Here is a 16,564-nt window from a genome sequence, read left to right on the forward strand (position 1 = left end):
TCAGATCGCTGAGCCGAGTTGAAAGATGGGTAAGTACATCGCAACCACCAGGCCCCCGACGATAACACCCAGCACGACCATGATGAATGGCTCCATCAGGCTGGTGAGGTTATCGACCATGTTGTCCACTTCGTCTTCGTAGAAATTCGCGACTTTGTCGAGCATGTCATCCAGTGCGCCGGACTCTTCACCAATGGCCGTCATTTGAATCGCCATATTGGGAAAGACACCCGAAGTGCGCATGGAAAAATTCAGCTGCATGCCGCTCGACACATCCTGTTTGATGCGCAGCACCGCACGCTTGAACACAATGTTGCCGGTCGCACCGGCCACGGACTCCAGCGCTTCAACCAGCGGCACGCCGGCGGCAAAGGTTGTCGACAGTGTTCGGGCGTAGCGCGCAACGGCAGACTTGCGCATCAGCGTGCCAATCAGGGGCAGCTTCAACAGCCAGGTGTCCAGCCAGTCGCGAAAGCCCGGAGATTTCCTGAAAGCGTGGCGCACGCCCAAAATACCCGCGAGCAGTATTCCGAGCATTACCCACCACCCTTGCTGCATGAACGCCGACAGGCCGATGACCATCACTGTGAACGCAGGCAACTCTGCACCAAAACCCTTGAACACCGACTCGAACTGCGGCACCACTTTGACCAGCAGGATCCCCGTGACAATGATCGCGACGAATATCACGGCCAATGGGTAGGTCATGGCTTTCTTGATCTTGGCCTTCAGGCTTTCGCTCTTTTCCTTATAGGTCGCCACCCGCTCAAGCAGTGTGTCGAGGGCGCCGGCCTGCTCACCGGCATCCACCAGGTTGCAGTAGAGCTCATCGAAATACTGCGGCTTTTTGCGCAGGGACGCGGCGAAGCTGTTGCCCGCCGCGACTTCTTGTTTCAACTCGTCCACCAGTTTGCGCATGGCCGGGTTATCGAAGCCTTCACCGATAATGTCGAACGACTGCAACAGCGGCACGCCGGCTTTCATCATGGTCGCCATCTGCCGGGTGAACAGGGCAATGTCCTGAGGCTTGATGCGTTTGCCGATGTTGAAAATCGAAGCGGACTTCTTGCGCACCTTGCCGGGATTGATGCCTTGTTTGCGCAGTTGGGCCTTGATCAACGCCGGGTTCTGGCCACTCAACTCGCCGGTCATTCTGGCGCCTTTGCGGTCTGTGCCTTCCCAGGCATACACGCTGATTTTTGCTGCTTTGACCGACATGTTCAGTCCTTGGTGACTCGATTGATTTCTTCATGGCTTATAGCCTAGTCAAGGCGCTGAGCCAAACCCGTGGTGTTGGGTGACAAAAATTGTCAGATAGTGCGGTTACTGGGAGTAGGAAAGGTCGTTGATTCCACGTGCTGCCCCGCCAACAGGGGGGGTAGCGCTTGGCATGGGCTGTGCTGATGCTATTTCAGATCATGAGCTTTCGACTCATGCATGGAGCTTGTCTATGAAAACTCAGAAAGGTTTTACCTTGATCGAACTGTTGATCGTGGTGGCAATCATCGGGATTCTGGCGACGTTTGCGTTGCCGACGTATTCCAAATATCAAGCCAGGGCGAAGTTGACGGCGGGCCTGGCCGAGATTTCCGCCATGAAGGTGCCGTACGAAGATGCGATCAACCAGGGCGAGGCGCCAACGGTCGCCAACGTAGCGCCGGCGGGTAGTGCCACGACCAGCAATTGCGCCGTGGCGGTCACCGGCACCGTGGCTACAGGGGATGGCAGCATCACCTGCACGATTTTGAATGCCCCGGCACCCGTTATGAGCAAGACCATTACATTGACCCGTAATGCAACCAAAGGCTGGTCGTGTGCCAGTTCCGCTGAGCAGGATTACGTGCCTAAAGGTTGCACCCCTTCCGCCTCGTAAACGCAGATATCCAGCAAGGCCCCGCTGCTTCGGTTGCGGGGCTTTTTTTTATTGTCGAATGCACCGCAACTGTGAAAAAAAAGACAAAAAATTCAGTGTGTTAGGAACTTTGTGAAAACCCGCAAGTTGCATGCAGAGTTTTGCCCGGTCATGCATTTTGCATGATTTCGAAATTTCGCCGTATTTTTAAACTATTGATTTATAACGATTTTTTGAGTGTTTCAAAGTTGGCACAGCGTTCGCAATATACCTGGTAACCCTGCTGAGAAGACAACCAGCAGACTTTCAAGAAAAACAGGAGTTACACGTATGAAGAAGTTCGCTATCGCTGCCGCTACTGCTACCGCGCTGACCCTGACTCTGGCCAACGCAGCATTCGCACAGACCACCACCACTCAAGCCCCGCTGACATTGGCTTCGGGTGAAGTTGCCAAGGCCACGGAAGCTACTTCCGATACCTGGATCACCACCAAAGTCAAAAGCGACCTGCTGACCGAAAAAGGCATTCCGGGCACCGACATCAAAGTCGAAACCAACAAAGGCGTGGTTTCCCTGTCGTCCACCGTTGCAGTGACTGATGCTCAGAAAGCCACCGCTGTGGCGATCACCAAGAAAATCGAAGGCGTCAAAGCGGTCTCCGCTGACGGCCTGAAAGCCGACTAAGGCAAGACTTCTCGCCTGGACCGGGAGAAGGTGTGGCAGACGAGTGAGTTATACGCCTGCCACTTCTCAAGATTAGGAGTTCATGCGAACGGCCATAAGGATGTGGCCATTACAGGCCCCGGCATTCGTGTCGGGGCCTGTTCTATTTGGGCGGCACAAAATAACTGTGGTCGCTCAAGGTCGTGCAGATCTCACTGGCTACTGAGCCATCTTCTGAGCATCACTCGGCATCCAGATGCAACGGTGTCACCACCCGACCATCACTTTCTGCTTGACCAAGATTGGCATCGATAAAGTACACACGGTCATCGGCCAGCTGACCTTTGTCCACCAGATAGTCCTTGATGCTGCTCGCGCGCTCCTGCCCCAACTGACGCAACAGCACGTCACTGGTGCTCCAGAACTTGATCACGTCGGCGCGCATTTTTGCGGTGCGTTCTTCCTTGCCCAAGTCATTCCATTCAGCCGGTGGCTGAGTCTTCAGACGCGTGCGATAGATGCCTTCCAGCAGCGGGCCTTTCTCGTTTTCCGGGACCGCCAGCAATGAAGCCTGGGCCGGGACTTTGTCGCCGCGACGCTGGAGCATTTTGTAGTAGTTGTACTGGTATTCACGCTCCAGGCGTTGCTCGGCAATGAGTGGGCCGTCGGTGCTGGCGGCGGCCGTGCCTTCGATTTCCAGACGCAGGGCCGGACGTTCCTTCAAGGCTTGGGACAGTTTGACCAACGCACCTTCAGCTTCCTGGCTCAAATCGCTTGAGCCCGCTGCGAACGACACGGTGCCCAAGTCTTCGGAACCACCACCACTGACCAAGCCGCCAATCATTTTGAACGGCGCTGCGGCCGCTTTGACGATCAGGTTGCGCAGGGTTTGCCAGACAATCGGCATGACGCTGAACTGCGGATTATTGAGGTCGCCAGTGACGGGCAGTTCGATGGAAATCTTGCCATCCACATCCTTGAGCAAGGCAATCGCCAGTTTCAGCGGCAGGCTCACGGCGTCCGGGCTGTCGACTTTTTCACCCAGCTGCAGTTGTTCGACCACCACTTTGTTTTCGGCCTTGAGCTGGCCTTTGATGATCAGGTAATGCAGGTCGAGATTGAGTCGGCCCTTGCGGATGCGATACCCGGCAAACTTGCCGGAGTAAGGGGTGAGCGTGGTCAGTTCCACACGTTTGAAACTGGTGGCGATGTCGAGGCTGGCCATCGGGTCGAACGGATTGACCGCGCCCTTAATGGTCACCGGCGCATAACGATCGACCTTGCCTTTGATATCCACGCTGGCCGGTTTTGCCTGACGACTGTCGATGGTGCCGATTTGCCCGTTCAGCTGCTGCGCGGCGGTGGCGAAGTTCGGTGTCAGGCTGAAGTCGGCGAAGTTGGCTGAGCCGTCATTGATGGCGATGCCGCCGATGTGAATGCCCAGTGGTTTGTTGTTGCTGGCCGGTTTGGCGGCGGTGGTTTTGGCGCCGGCATCGGTCGGTTGCGGGATCAACAGGTCATCGATGTTGGTGGTGCGATCTTCGTTGATCATGAAGCGCGCATAAGGCTGGAACAGATTGACCTTGTCGATCGACAAGTTGTCACCGTGCTGATAGTTCAGGCCTTCAAGCACCAGCTGCTGCCACTTGAGGAAGTCGCGGGTTTTAAGGGTGTCGAGGGTGTGCAACTGATCGACTTGAGCGCGGCCGGTGACGCTGAACGCCAGCGGCTCGGTGCTTTTCAGATCGACCGCCAGATCACTGCCGAGCATGCCGCTACGCAGTTCCAGGCGAATGAAGGGGGTGATGTAGGACTGGGCGACACGCAGGTCGATGTCTTTGGTCTGCACCTTCAGTTTGGCGCTGACCGGGGCGAGATTGACCACGCCGTCGGCGAGGATCTTGCCTTGTTTGCCCACGCCGGTGTCGAGCTTGAGATTAAATGGCGAGCCGTTAAGGCTGTCGAAATTTTGCAGGTTCAGATTCAACGGGCCGACTTCCAGCGCCACAGCGGGTTGCGCCTTGCGGTCGGCAAGGTGCACCAGGGAATCGCGCAGCTGCACGTCTTTGAGCAGCACCTGCCACGGCTTGCCCGGCGGCACCGGTTCAAGTGGGGGTGAGTCAGCGGCCGCTGGTGTACTGGCGGGTTCGGCCTTGGCCTTGGCGGCAGGTTTGGAGGGCTGGCTGGCGAACAGCTTTTGCCAGTCGAGTTGCCCGTCGGCTTCGAGGGCGGCCCAGGTTTCCAGCTTGTGGCTGCGAATCTTGCCGACCACCACGTGTTGCTTGGCCAGGTCTACCGTGGTTTCGCTGATGTCCAGTCGATCGAGCTTCGCCAAAGGTCGGCCGTCCGGGGCCTTGATCGCGAAAGGCGCGACACTGACGGCGACATTGCTCAGCAGCAGTTCGGTTTCTTTGGACAGATTGAGTTTGTAGTCGGTGCTGAGGCTGAGCACACCGCTTTCCAGATCCAGTGGCACGGCGTCACGTACATAAGGCCAGAAAGACTTCATCTTGCCGTCAGTGATTTTCAGCTTACCTTCGGAGGCGAGCGGGATCAGGCTGAAGTTGCCGGTCCAGTCGACCTGCCCACCGGCCGGTCCGATGGCCACCAACGTCATGTCGGCGCTGTCGTCGGGCAGGGTGCTGAGGTGTTTCAGTTCCAGATCGAGTTTGTCGTAGATAAATTCGATGGGTTCGCTGGGGCGCAAATCCTGGAAGTGCACCGAGCCGCCGACCAGATTGATCCGCTCCACGCGCAGCGGAAACGGCTTGGCGTCCGGGTCGGCAGGCGTCGGTTCGCTCGCGGGCAGTTTGAACAGCCCAAGCAGGTTGAGTTTACCGTCCTTGCCGAAGAGGATTTCGGTCTTGGATTTGACCAGTTCGATCTCGGACAGATGCACGGCCTTGGTCGAGAGACTGTCGAGTTGCAGGTTGGCGTACAGGCGTTCGAAGCCGACCTGCTCTTTGCCCGGCTCACCGATGACCAGGCCCCAAAGGGTGACTTCGAGGCTGAACGGGTTGATTTCGATCCGCTGAAGGTGGGCGGGTACCGTGGCGTAATGGGCCAATTGTTGGTTGGCAACCCGCAACGCGATACCCGGTAAAATCAGAAACCCCAGCAAGCTGTAGAGGGCCAGAGCAGTCAACAAGGCGCCGATGGCGCGAATCAATCCTTTGGGCATGTGTGGCTTCATCTGTCTGAATCGGAGTGCCTTGGAGTATGGCATGCGATTGCAGTTCAAAAGTGACCAGAATTTGCAGGTTTTGTCTGAATTTTCAGGTGGATGTCAGAGCTGCAGGATCAGCGTTTTCAGCGGTGGCTGTTGATCCATCGACGGAAAATCAGCGCCCGGTGTCATCACGGTCCATTCGCGCACCGGTCGCCCGGCTTTCTCCGCGCAACGCAGTACCTGTTCGCGCCAGTCGTCCATGCTGACCTTTGCCAGGTTGTTGCAGCAGATCAGCACGCCATTGTCGGCGGTGGTCAGCAGTGCGGGTTTGAGCAGGCTCTGGTAGTCGCGTAGCAGATCGACGGTGCCGAAAGCACTCTTGGCCCAGGCGGGCGGGTCGAGCAGCACCAGGTCGTACTGACGCTGCTCAAGGCGTTGGTAGCTCGGCAGTTTCTGCCCGCGCCGTTGACTGATGGGCAGGCCCGCCAGTTGACGGATCGCCGGGAAGTAATCGGACTGGATGAATTCCATGGCTGGCAACTGCGGATTGAGCAGACCGTTTTCACGGCCGACTGCCAGGTTGCCCTCGGCAAAATCGAGGTTGCACACCTCACGGGCGCCACCGGCCGCAGCACTCAGGCCGACACCACAGGTGTAGGCAAACAGGTTGAGCACGCTTTTGTTCTGGCTGTGCGCTTTGACCCAGCCACGGGTATTGCGCAGGTCGAGGAACAGCAGCGGATCCTGACCGGCATGACGCCCGCGAACCCGGTAGTTGAGGCCCCATTCGTGGCCGACCAAGTCCTCCAGCGCCGCCGCATCGGCACGGTAAACTGTGTCTTCACGGTCGATACGCGAATTGCCCCGGGAGCGGTCGTTGTAGACCAGCAGGGTGTCGAGCCCCAAATGCTGGTTGATCGTCTCGTGCAGGTGCAGTAGCACGTCGCGTTCCAGCGACTGGTGAAAGCTTTGCACCAACAACTGCGGGCCATAGCGGTCGATGGTCAGGCCGCCGGCGCCTTCCTGGCTGCCGTGGAACAGGCGATAGCAATCGGTGCCTTGCTGATGCAGTTCGGCAAGCAGGTCCTGGCGATGTTCGAGGGCGGCGCGCAGCGCCTGATTCAAGGAAGACATGCTGGGCGCCTTGCAGGAGGGAATTGGGCGCGGGAGTTTACCAGCTTGGGCCGGAACCGAGGTGATGCCATCGCGAGCAGGCTCGCTCCCACAAGAGATCTCAATTGTTTGCACATTTATGTTCGACACACATCCACAGTGGGAGCGAGCCTGCTCGCGAAGCTTTTAGCTTTTCAGGTGAGCAACCCCATCCGCCGTTTAGCCCGCTGCACCGAGCCATTGCGCACCGCCCAGCGCAGCATCGGCGCGCTGCGGTTGACGCTGGCGCGGATCAGTTTGCGTTGCAGCGGGGGTTGGGTGACGCCCAGCATGTCACTGGCCCAGTCAGGCAACAGATCGATGCCGGCCTGCATCATCAAACCGCCAAAAGGCTTGGCCAGACGGCTGGGGGAGGGGGCGTTCAACAGCAATCGCAAGACTTCGTGGCTGCGTGAATCGCACAGCAACTGGGGGCGAAGGCGTTCAAGGTAATCCGCAATTTCTTGCCGCGAGCGGGGCACATCACGGGCGCCCAGTCGCTCGGCGACCAGCGCGATTTCCCCGTAGTAACGGTCCTGATCGGCCAGTGACAGATTCGGATTGCGATAACGCAAATGGGCGGCGAGAAAGTTACTGACTTCGGCCACATGCACCCAGGTCAGCAAGTCCGGATCACTGGCCGCATAAGGACGCCCGTCCGGCGCGGTGCCCGTCACTTGCAGGTGGATGGTGCGGACTTTTTCAATCAGCCAGTCGGCATCTTTTCGGGAGCCAAACGTGGTGCCGGAGATGAATTGTCCGGTGCGGCGCAGTCGGCCGAGCATGTCCTCGCGAAAATTTGAATGGTCCCAGACCCCTGACAGGGCCAATGGATGCAAGGCTTGCAGCATCAGCGCACTGATACCGCCGATCAGCATGCTGCTGAAATCGCCATGCACTTGCCAACTCACCGAGTCGGGGCCGAACAGACCGGGATCGCCCTTGGGGTTTTCCAGATCGAGCTTTCCGAGGGACAGACCGGTCAGGCTCATGATCTGGGTTTCGATGCGGGTACGGATGAATTCCATGGCGACTCGGTGACGAAATTGAAACGCGGCCATTGCTGGCCGCGTGAGGCTTATTGATTCAGGCGTTTATCCACGAGATCCTGAACAACGCTCGGGTCGGCCAGGGTCGAGGTATCACCCAGCGTGTCCAGTTCATTGCAGGCAATTTTGCGCAGGATACGCCGCATGATCTTGCCCGAGCGGGTTTTCGGCAAAGCCGGGGCCCATTGGATCAAGTCCGGTTTGGCGAAGCTGCCGATTTCCTTGCTGACGTGGGCCAACAGTACTTTCTTCAGTTCGTCGTCGGGGGCGGTGCCGTTCATGGGCGTGACGAAGGCGTAGATACCTTGGCCTTTGAGGTCGTGGGGGTAACCGACCACAGCGGCTTCGGCGATGCTGTCGTGCAGCACCAGGGCACTTTCCACTTCGGCGGTGCCAATGCGGTGCCCGGAGACGTTGATCACGTCGTCGATGCGCCCAGTGATCCAGTAATCGCCGTCCTCATCGCGCCTCGCGCCGTCACCGGTGAAGTAGTAGCCGGGGTAGGGCTTGAAGTAAGTGTCGACCATCCGTTGCGGGTCGCCGTAGACGCTGCGGATCTGCGCCGGCCAGCTGGATTTGATGGCCAGCACGCCGCTGCCCGCACCTTTGATTTCCTTGCCCGTTTCATCGAGCAACACCGGTTGCACGCCGAACATCGGTTGCGTGGCGCAGCCGGGTTTGATCCGTTGCGCGCTGACCAGCGGGCTAATCATGATGCCGCCGGTTTCGGTCTGCCACCAGGTGTCGACAATCGGGCAGCGCTGTTCGCCGACAATATTGAAGTACCAATCCCACGCCTCCGGGTTGATCGGCTCACCAACAGTGCCAAGTAATCTGAGGCTGGCGCGCGACGTTTCCTTCAACGGTTCCGGCCCTTCGCGCATCAGCGAGCGTAGCGCAGTCGGCGCCGTGTAGAAAATGTTGACGTGGTGTTTGTCGATGACCTGCCAGAAGCGCGAGCTGCTCGGATAACTCGGCACGCCTTCGAAGATCAGCGTGGTCGCGCCGTTGGCCAGCGGACCGTAGACGATGTAGCTGTGGCCAGTGACCCAGCCGACATCGGCGGTGCACCAGAACACTTCGTTGTCACGGTAGTCGAGCACGTATTTGAAGGTCATCGCGGCTTGCAGCAGGTAACCGCCGGTGGTGTGCAACACGCCCTTGGGTTTGCCGGTGCTGCCGGAGGTGTAGAGGATGAACAGTGGGTCTTCGGCGTCCATCGGTTCCGGCGGGCAATCATCGCTGACGTCGCGCAAGGCGTGGTGATACCAGAGGTCGCGACCTTCAACCCAATTCACCGCACCTTGTGTGCGCTCGACCACGATCACCGTACTGACGTTCGGGCAACTCTCAAGCGCCTTGTCGACTTTCTCCTTCAGGGGCACGACTTTGCCGCCGCGCACGCCTTCGTCGGCGGTGATCACGGTGCGGCAATCGGCATCAAGAATCCGGTCGCGCACAGAATCCGGGGAGAAACCGCCGAAGACCACCGAATGCACCGCGCCGATGCGCGTGCAGGCCAGCATGGCGTAGGCCGCTTCGGGGATCATCGGCATGTAAATGCAGACGCGGTCGCCTTTCTTCACGCCACGGCTTTTCAGCACGTTGGCCAGGCGACAGACGTTGTGGTGGAGTTTTTTGTAAGTGATTTGTGCGGATTCGGCGGGGTCATCGCCTTCCCAGATGATCGCGATTTGATCGCCGCGCTGTTCCAGATGGCGGTCGATGCAGTTGTAGCTGACGTTCAATTTGCCACCGGAAAACCAGCTGGCTTCACCGGTTTTCAGGTTGTAGCGCTGGACAGTGTTCCACGGCGCACTCCAGTCGAGAAAGCGCGTGGCTTGTTCAGCCCAGAACGTACTGGGGTGTTCGATGGATTCGCGATACAGGCGGTGATAGTCGTCTTGACTTAAATTCGCAGCCCGGCGGACGGCATCGGCTTTGGGGAACGTGCTGATATCGAACATTGACGGTTCCTTATTCTTGTTTTGCGACAAGTAATAAAGATGCACCGAGTAGCGAACGGGTTCAAGCCGGACACAAAACCAATGTGGGAGCGGGTGTTGCCCACAGAGTTTGTGTTTCAAACCTGTGGGCAGGGCTTCAGATCACCCGCGGTGACGGCCGCGGAAGTAGTTGATCAGGCCTTGGGTCGAGGCATCGTCAGCCGGGGTTTCTTCACTGCCGACGAGGCGGTTGTAGACGCCTTTGCCCAGTTCCTTGCCCAGTTCCACGCCCCACTGATCGAAGGCGTTGATGCCCCAGATCACGCTTTGCACGAAGACTTTGTGTTCGTACATCGCCACCAATGCGCCGAGGCGACGCGGGCTGATGCGCTCGACCACCAGCGTGTTGCTCGGACGGTTGCCGGGGATCACTTTGTGCGCCGCCAGTTTTTTCACGTCCTCTTCACTCATGCCTTTGTCGCGCAATTCGGCTTGCGCTTCTGCAAGGGTCTTGCCCAGCATCAGCGCCTGGCTTTGCGACAGGCAGTTGGCGTACAGCCACTGGTGGTGATCGGACACCGGGTTGAAGCTGACGATCGGCACGATGAAGTCGGCCGGGATCAGCTGGGTGCCCTGGTGCAGCAACTGGTGATAGGCGTGTTGACCATTGCACCCGACGCCGCCCCAGATGACCGGGCCGGTGTCGGTGGACACCGGGGTGCCGTCCTGACGCACGCTCTTGCCGTTGGACTCCATATCCAACTGTTGCAAGTGCTTGGTGATGTTACGCAGGTAGTGGTCGTACGGCAGGATCGCGTGGCTTTGCGCGCCCCAGAAGTTGCCGTACCACACGCCGAGCAAGGCCAGCAGCACCGGCATGTTCTGCTCGAACGGGGCGGTCAGGAAATGCTGGTCCATGGTGTAGGCACCGGACAGCAGTTCCTTGAAGTTCGACATGCCGATCGCCAGGGCGATTGGCAGGCCGATGGCCGACCACAGCGAATAACGGCCGCCGACCCAGTCCCACATCGGGAAGATGTTTTCTTCGCGAATACCGAACGCCACAGCCGCGGCATTGTTGCTGGAAACGGCGATGAAGTGACGATACAACTCGGCTTCGGAACCCCCCTGAGCCAGGTACCAGGCGCGTGCGGCCTGGGCGTTTTTCAGGGTTTCGAGGGTGTTGAAGGATTTCGACGACACGATAAACAGCGTGGTCTCGGCGCGCAGCTTCAGGGCCAGTTCGTGGAACTCACTGCCATCGATGTTCGCCAGGTAGTGGCAGCGCACGCCTTTCTGGGCGTAGGACAGCAGCGCCTCGGACACCAGCTCCGGGCCGAGGAACGAGCCACCGATGCCGATGTTGACCACGTCGGTGATCGGTTTCTCGGTGTAACCGCGCCACAGACCGTCGTGGATGCGGCCCACGAGGTCGGTGATCTGGTTCAGTACTTTGTGCACTTCCGGCATCACGTTGACGCCATTCACCGACAGCTTGTCGCCCACCGGGCGGCGCAGCGCGGTGTGCAGGGCCGGACGGCCCTCGGAAGCGTTGACGATTTCGCCGTCGAACAGCGATTTGATCGCGCCCTTGAGGTCGACTTCATTCGCCAGGCCCACCAGCAGATTACGGGTCTCGGCGTTGATCAGGTTTTTCGAGTAATCGAGAAACAGCCCGCAGCTGCTCAGGGTGAATTGAGTAAAACGTTGCGGGTCGGCATTGAAGGCTTCGCGCATGCTGAAATCCTGCATGGCTTGGCGGTGATCATTCAGCGCTTGCCAGGCGGGCAGAGCGGTCACGTCGTGAGGAGTGCGGTAGTACGCCATCGCTGCGGGTTTCCTTTTTACTTGAACGGCTTTTTGAACACTAAAAATCCCGGAGCGCTGCGGGTCGGCGTCCGGTCAACTGTGTCGACACGATTTCATGGCACAGGGCGAATACAGTAAACCTCGCACTGCGATCTGTCTTGACTTTGTCAGACCCGATCCCGGTACTTTTATGCATGGAAGCCGGGAGCGGTCCGACAAACGGCCTGATCAGGCAACCTGAACCGGAATGGCGTTGCTGGTGTGGCTCAACTCGTTGCCCGGCGCCATGTAGAGCATGCGTGGCTTGAAGTTGAGCAGTTCGGCTTCGCTGTAATGAGCGTAAGCGCAGATGATGACGCGGTCGCCGACCTTGGCTTTGTGGGCGGCGGCACCGTTGACCGAGATCATGCGCGAACCCTCTTCGCCACGAATCGCGTAAGTGGTGAAGCGTTCGCCATTGTCGACGTTATAGATCTGGATTTGCTCGTATTCACGGATGCCGGACAAATCCAGCCATTCGCCGTCGATGGCGCAAGAACCTTCGTAGTCGAGTACTGCATGGGTAACTTCGGCGCGATGCAGCTTCGCCTTGAGCATGATGGCGTGCATGAGTGTTTTCCCGGGTCGGAATCGAACGGCGGGCAGTTTGCCCGAAGCCTCAGAGGGCAGCAATACGGAGTAAGAACCGCGCAGAACACTGTAGGAGCCGAGCTTGCTCGCGATGGCGATATGTCAGTCACACCCTGTGTTGGATGTGCCGGCGTTATCGCGAGCAAGCTCGGCTCCTGCAGGGGGGGTGTTCAGGCAGTAGTGTCGAGATTCAGGTGCAGGTTGTCGATCAACCGTGTGGTGCCAAGGAACGCCGCCACCAGAATCACCAGATCGCGATCATCCGCCGTAGCCGGGCGCAAAGTCAGCGCGTGGCGAATCTCCAGATAGTCGGGACGCAATCCAGCCGCTTCAAGCTGTTTGATCTGCGCGTCGATCAGTGCGGGGAAATCCCGCTCACCCTGCTTGATCGCATCGGCAATCGAACTCAGTGTGCGATAGACCACTGGCGCCACGGCCCGCTGGTCTTCGCTGAGGAAACCATTGCGTGAAGACAGCGCCAGGCCATCGGCCGCTCGGACAGTCGGCTCACCAATGATCTGGACCGGCATGTTCAGGTCATGTACCAGGGATTTGATCACCGCCAGTTGCTGGTAGTCTTTCTGGCCGAAGACCGCGAGGTCTGGCTGGACCATGTTGAACAATTTGCTGACCACCGTCGCCACACCTTCAAAATGCCCGGGACGGCTGGCGCCGCACAGGCCTTCAGACAGCAGCGGAACGCTGACACGGGTCTGGCCGGCCATGCCGTCCGGGTACATTTCTTCAGCGCTGGGCGCGAACAGCAAGTGGCAACCGGCCTCGAGCAGTTTTTCCTGGTCAGCGGCGAGGGTGCGCGGGTATTTGTCGAGGTCTTCGCCAGCACCGAACTGCAGCGGGTTGACGAAAATGCTCGCGACCACGAAATCCGCCCGTTGGGAGGCTTTGGTAATCAGCGCGATATGCCCGCTGTGCAGGTTGCCCATGGTCGGCACGAAGCCGATGCGCTTGCCTTCACCGCGGGCACGGGCCACGGCGGCCCGCAGTTCGCGTACGGTTTTTACGGTGTTCATGCAGAGAATCCGTGTTCGATACCTGGGAAAGTCGCCGCTTTGACTTCGGTTACGTAAGCACTCAGGGCGGCTTGAATGGTGTGCTGGCCGGTCATGAAGTTCTTCACGAATTTTGGCACGCGACCGGTAATCGCCAAGCCCAGCATGTCGTGCAGGACCAATACCTGACCGTCGGTGCCACTGCCGGCGCCGATGCCAATGACCGGAATCTTCACGGCCTGGGTAATTTCTTCGGCCAGTTCGCTGGGCACGCATTCAAGCAGCAACATGGCGGCCCCGGCCTGTTCCAGCGAAATGGCATCGGCACGCATTTGCCGAGCCTGGTTCTCGTTACGCCCCTGGACTTTGTAACCACCCAGGATGTTCACCGATTGCGGTGTCAGCCCCAGGTGCGCGCACACCGGGATGCCGCGTTCGGCCAGCAGGCGGATCGAGTCTGCCAGCCATAGTGCGCCTTCAACCTTGACCATGTGCGCACCGGCCTGCATCAACAGGGCGCTGTTGGTCATGGCTTGTTCCGTGGTGGCGTAGGCCATGAACGGCAGGTCAGCGAGGATGAGCGCATCGGAGTTGCCACGTTTGACGGCTGCCACATGGTAAGCCATGTCTGCGGTCGTCACGGGCAGGGTGCTGTCGTGACCTTGCAAAACCATGCCGAGGGAGTCGCCCACCAGCAGCACCTCGACGCCAGCCTCATTGCAGGCGTGGGCGAAGGTCGCGTCATAGCAGGTCAGCATGGTGATTTTCTCACCTTTTTGCTTGAGACCTTGCAGAGTGGTCAGGGTGATGGCTGGCATGAAAAGATCCTCATTCAGGCGCTGTGGAAACTACTGCGAGTAACGCGCGTGATTCTTCGTTAAATACAGGCGCACGGTCTTTTGTCGTGCTTTTAAGGCCTGGATTGCGCCCTTCAACGCCGTGTTGGCGGCAGCGGGACGCCTATAGTCGTGAGGAGAACTCGGGAAGTCAATTGGATGTGTTACCGCGCTGTTACGTCGGGGGTGTTACCGGCGTAACTGATGCGATTCAGCAACAATAGATCTCATGTGCGGCACACAACCCGTGTGGGAGCGGGCTTGCCCACGATGGCGGACTATCAGTCAACATTGATGCTGAATGTAAAACCGCTATCGCGGGCAAGCCCTAATGCCAGTCAGTTAAGCCGAACCGCACTTTGTAGCAGCTGGCGAAGCCTGCGTTCGGCTGCGCAGCAGTCGTGAAACATGAGTTTGCGGTCTACCTGAAACACCGCACCGGCTGATTTCACGACTGCTGCGCAGCCGAACGCAGGCTTCGCCAGCTGCTACGGTCCGCGTTAAGGCTTAACTGATCGGCATTAGGGCAAGCCCGCTCCCACAGGGGATCAGCGTTAATTCGCAGGCAGGCGTTCCAGGCCGACGAACGGGCAAGCTGCGAGCAATTCGTAGAGAGAGCGGCCATCAGGCAAACGCAAATCCACAGGTGCCAACTCAGCCAGCGGGTACAGGACAAAGGCCCGTTCCTGCATATGGTAATGAGGGACTTTGAGGCGAGGCTCATCGATCAGGCGATCGCCAAACAGCACGATGTCCAGATCCAGGGTGCGTGGCCCCCAGCGTTCAAGGCGTTCGCGACCCTGTTCGTTCTCGATGGCTTGCAGCGCATCAAGCAGCTCCAGCGGCGCCAGGGTGCTGTCGAGGGCAGCGACCGCGTTGGTGTAACGCGGTTGGCCGGGCAGCAGCGAGTCGCTTTGATAAAACGCGGACACCCCGACCAGTCCGGTCTGCGGCAGCTGCGCCAGCGCATCGACGGCGTTGCGCAATTGTTCGGCGGGGTCAGCCAGATTGCTGCCCATGCCGATGTAGATGCGTTCCATGGATTACTCGCCCGAGACGCTCGGCTCGCCGGCTGCGCGTTTACGCTTGGCGCCACCGCTGCGGCGACGTTTGCGGGGTGCGCCGGTGCCGTCGTCCTTGCCACTGAGGTCGCGGATCATGTCGCGACGTTCGCTGTCATTGGCGTCCTGGTAATCCGTCCACCATTCACCCAGGCCATCGGTCTGCTCACCGGCGCTTTCGCGCAGCAGCAAGAAATCGTAACCGGCGCGGAACCGTGGGTTGTCCAGCAACAGGTCGGCGCGCTTGCCGCTGCGGCGTGGCAGGCGCTCCTGCATGTCCCAGATCTCGCGGATCGGCATGGTGAAGCGTTTCGGGATTGCAATGCGTTGGCACTGTTCGGCAATCAGTTCGTGAGCGGCTTCCTGCATGGCCGGAATCGGCGGCATGCCACGTTCTTGCAGGCGCAGTACGCGAGCCGGCAGGGCCGGCCACAGCAGGGCAGCAAACAGGAACGCCGGGGTCACCGGTTTGTTCTGCTTGATCCGCAGGTCCGTGTTGATCAGCGCATCGCTGATCAGGGTGTGGGTGTACGTCGGGTTGTATTCCAGCGCCTCGGCACTGGCCGGGAACAACGGATCGAACAGCTGCAAGTCGACCAGCATCTCGAAGGTGTCCGCGGCGTGGCCGGAGAGGAACAGCTTGAGCACTTCTTCGAACAGGCGGGCCGACGGGATCTCGCGCAGCATCGGGGCCAGCTCGCGGATCGGCAAGGCGCTGTGTTTTTCGATACCGAAATTCAGTTTGGCGGCAAAACGCACGGCCCGCAGCATCCGTACCGGGTCTTCCTGGTAGCGCTGTTTCGGATCGCCGATCAGGCGGATCAAGTGATTGCGGATATCGTGTACGCCGTTGGCGTAGTCAAGAATGCGCTCGCTGACTGGGTCGTAGTAAAGGGCGTTGATGGTGAAGTCGCGGCGTTGCGCGTCTTCTTCCAGCGTGCCGTAGACGTTGTCGCGCAGGATGCGCCCGCTTTCATTGCGGGAAGACTGGTTGCTGTCTTCTTCCTCGTCGTTTTGCGGGTGATTGGCGCGGAAGGTCGCGACTTCGATGATTTCGCGGCCGAAGTGAATGTGCACCAGCTTGAATCGACGGCCGATGATCCGCGCATTGCGGAATTCGGCCCGCACCTGTTCAGGTGTGGCGCTGGTGGCGACGTCGAAATCCTTGGGCGTGATGCCGAGCAGCATGTCACGCACACAGCCGCCGACCAGGTAAGCCTGGTAACCGGCGTTCTGCAGGCGTTCGACGATATTCACCGCGTAACGGCTGAATTGGGCCTTTTGCAGCGAGTGTTGGCCGCTGTTGAGCACTTCAGGCGTACTGCGAATGTGTTGCGTATGACGCTTGGGAGAACGGAATGACTGGAACAGCTTCTTCAGCATGGGA

13 protein-coding genes are annotated in these 16,564 nt (G+C 59.1%); 2 read left to right on the forward strand and 11 right to left on the reverse strand.

Going from position 1 to position 16,564, the window contains the following annotated elements:
* The gene (locus tag J2Y56_RS22660; RefSeq protein ID WP_310337136.1) at window positions 1-1,218 is read right to left on the reverse strand and encodes a type II secretion system F family protein; all 1,218 of its coding nucleotides are present in this window, start codon (window positions 1,216-1,218) and stop codon (window positions 1-3) included.
* A gap of 232 nt (window positions 1,219-1,450) precedes the next feature.
* Between J2Y56_RS22660 and J2Y56_RS22665 the strand changes: the two genes are divergently transcribed.
* A complete protein-coding gene (locus J2Y56_RS22665) occupies window positions 1,451-1,873 on the forward strand; it encodes a pilin (RefSeq protein WP_310352835.1) in 423 nt (140 codons plus the stop codon).
* A 309-nt stretch (window positions 1,874-2,182) separates the two neighbouring features.
* Window positions 2,183-2,536, forward strand: coding sequence for a BON domain-containing protein (locus J2Y56_RS22670; RefSeq protein ID WP_007942293.1), 354 nt, complete (start codon window positions 2,183-2,185; stop codon window positions 2,534-2,536).
* 220 nt (window positions 2,537-2,756) lie between these two features.
* Here the strand turns inward: J2Y56_RS22670 and J2Y56_RS22675 are convergent, their stop codons facing one another.
* From J2Y56_RS22675 to J2Y56_RS22720, 10 genes are all read right to left on the reverse strand, one after another.
* Window positions 2,757-5,741: a DUF748 domain-containing protein gene (locus tag J2Y56_RS22675; RefSeq protein WP_310352838.1), complete on the reverse strand. Its 2,985-nt coding sequence runs from the start codon at window positions 5,739-5,741 to the stop codon at window positions 2,757-2,759.
* Window positions 5,742-5,801: 60 nt separating this feature from the next.
* Window positions 5,802-6,818, reverse strand: a complete 1,017-nt coding sequence (locus J2Y56_RS22680) for a class I SAM-dependent methyltransferase (RefSeq protein WP_310352841.1) — start codon at window positions 6,816-6,818, stop codon at window positions 5,802-5,804.
* Between the two features lie 173 nt (window positions 6,819-6,991).
* Window positions 6,992-7,864, reverse strand: coding sequence for an oxygenase MpaB family protein (locus J2Y56_RS22685; RefSeq protein ID WP_310352844.1), 873 nt, complete (start codon window positions 7,862-7,864; stop codon window positions 6,992-6,994).
* A 50-nt stretch (window positions 7,865-7,914) separates the two neighbouring features.
* Window positions 7,915-9,852 (reverse strand): acetate--CoA ligase, encoded by a 1,938-nt coding sequence (acs, locus tag J2Y56_RS22690; protein WP_310352846.1) that lies wholly within the window; start codon window positions 9,850-9,852, stop codon window positions 7,915-7,917.
* 141 nt (window positions 9,853-9,993) lie between these two features.
* Complete coding sequence (gene pgi, locus J2Y56_RS22695; protein WP_310337145.1) at window positions 9,994-11,658, reverse strand: glucose-6-phosphate isomerase; 1,665 nt, start codon at window positions 11,656-11,658, stop codon at window positions 9,994-9,996.
* 210 nt (window positions 11,659-11,868) lie between these two features.
* The gene (panD, locus tag J2Y56_RS22700) at window positions 11,869-12,249 is read right to left on the reverse strand and encodes an aspartate 1-decarboxylase (RefSeq protein ID WP_003228271.1); all 381 of its coding nucleotides are present in this window, start codon (window positions 12,247-12,249) and stop codon (window positions 11,869-11,871) included.
* Window positions 12,250-12,440: 191 nt separating this feature from the next.
* Window positions 12,441-13,301 carry a pantoate--beta-alanine ligase gene (panC, locus tag J2Y56_RS22705; protein ID WP_310352849.1) on the reverse strand — a complete coding sequence of 287 codons (861 nt, stop codon included), beginning with the start codon at window positions 13,299-13,301 and terminating at the stop codon, window positions 12,441-12,443.
* Window positions 13,298-14,098, reverse strand: coding sequence for a 3-methyl-2-oxobutanoate hydroxymethyltransferase (panB, locus tag J2Y56_RS22710; protein ID WP_007948740.1), 801 nt, complete (start codon window positions 14,096-14,098; stop codon window positions 13,298-13,300). Before panB ends, panC begins: the two co-directional genes overlap by 4 nt.
* A gap of 572 nt (window positions 14,099-14,670) precedes the next feature.
* Window positions 14,671-15,156, reverse strand: a complete 486-nt coding sequence (gene folK / locus J2Y56_RS22715) for a 2-amino-4-hydroxy-6-hydroxymethyldihydropteridine diphosphokinase (RefSeq protein ID WP_007948668.1) — start codon at window positions 15,154-15,156, stop codon at window positions 14,671-14,673.
* Window positions 15,157-15,159: 3 nt separating this feature from the next.
* Entirely contained in the window at window positions 15,160-16,560 is a 1,401-nt protein-coding gene (locus J2Y56_RS22720) for a polynucleotide adenylyltransferase PcnB (RefSeq protein ID WP_007948667.1), read from the reverse strand.
* Between the last annotated feature and the right edge of the window lie 4 nt (window positions 16,561-16,564).

The organism is Pseudomonas sp. BE134, from assembly GCF_031456105.1.
In the GTDB taxonomy this organism is placed as follows: Bacteria; Pseudomonadota; Gammaproteobacteria; order Pseudomonadales; family Pseudomonadaceae; genus Aquipseudomonas.

Bases quoted from the DNA above. Each gene is read 5' to 3' on its own strand.
- panD (WP_003228271.1), bottom strand. From the start codon at position 12,249: ATGCACGCCATCATGCTCAAGGCGAAGCTGCATCGCGCCGAAGTTACC.
- panC (WP_310352849.1), bottom strand. From the start codon at position 13,301: ATGAACACCGTAAAAACCGTACGCGAACTGCGGGCCGCCGTGGCCCGT.
- J2Y56_RS22720 (WP_007948667.1), bottom strand. From the start codon at position 16,560: ATGCTGAAGAAGCTGTTCCAGTCATTCCGTTCTCCCAAGCGTCATACG.
- folK (WP_007948668.1), bottom strand. From the start codon at position 15,156: ATGGAACGCATCTACATCGGCATGGGCAGCAATCTGGCTGACCCCGCC.
- panB (WP_007948740.1), bottom strand. From the start codon at position 14,098: ATGCCAGCCATCACCCTGACCACTCTGCAAGGTCTCAAGCAAAAAGGT.
- pgi (WP_310337145.1), bottom strand. From the start codon at position 11,658: ATGGCGTACTACCGCACTCCTCACGACGTGACCGCTCTGCCCGCCTGG.
- J2Y56_RS22680 (WP_310352841.1), bottom strand. From the start codon at position 6,818: ATGTCTTCCTTGAATCAGGCGCTGCGCGCCGCCCTCGAACATCGCCAG.
- J2Y56_RS22675 (WP_310352838.1), bottom strand. From the start codon at position 5,741: ATGCCATACTCCAAGGCACTCCGATTCAGACAGATGAAGCCACACATG.
- J2Y56_RS22660 (WP_310337136.1), bottom strand. From the start codon at position 1,218: ATGTCGGTCAAAGCAGCAAAAATCAGCGTGTATGCCTGGGAAGGCACA.
- acs (WP_310352846.1), bottom strand. From the start codon at position 9,852: ATGTTCGATATCAGCACGTTCCCCAAAGCCGATGCCGTCCGCCGGGCT.
- J2Y56_RS22665 (WP_310352835.1), top strand. From the start codon at position 1,451: ATGAAAACTCAGAAAGGTTTTACCTTGATCGAACTGTTGATCGTGGTG.
- J2Y56_RS22685 (WP_310352844.1), bottom strand. From the start codon at position 7,864: ATGGAATTCATCCGTACCCGCATCGAAACCCAGATCATGAGCCTGACC.
- J2Y56_RS22670 (WP_007942293.1), top strand. From the start codon at position 2,183: ATGAAGAAGTTCGCTATCGCTGCCGCTACTGCTACCGCGCTGACCCTG.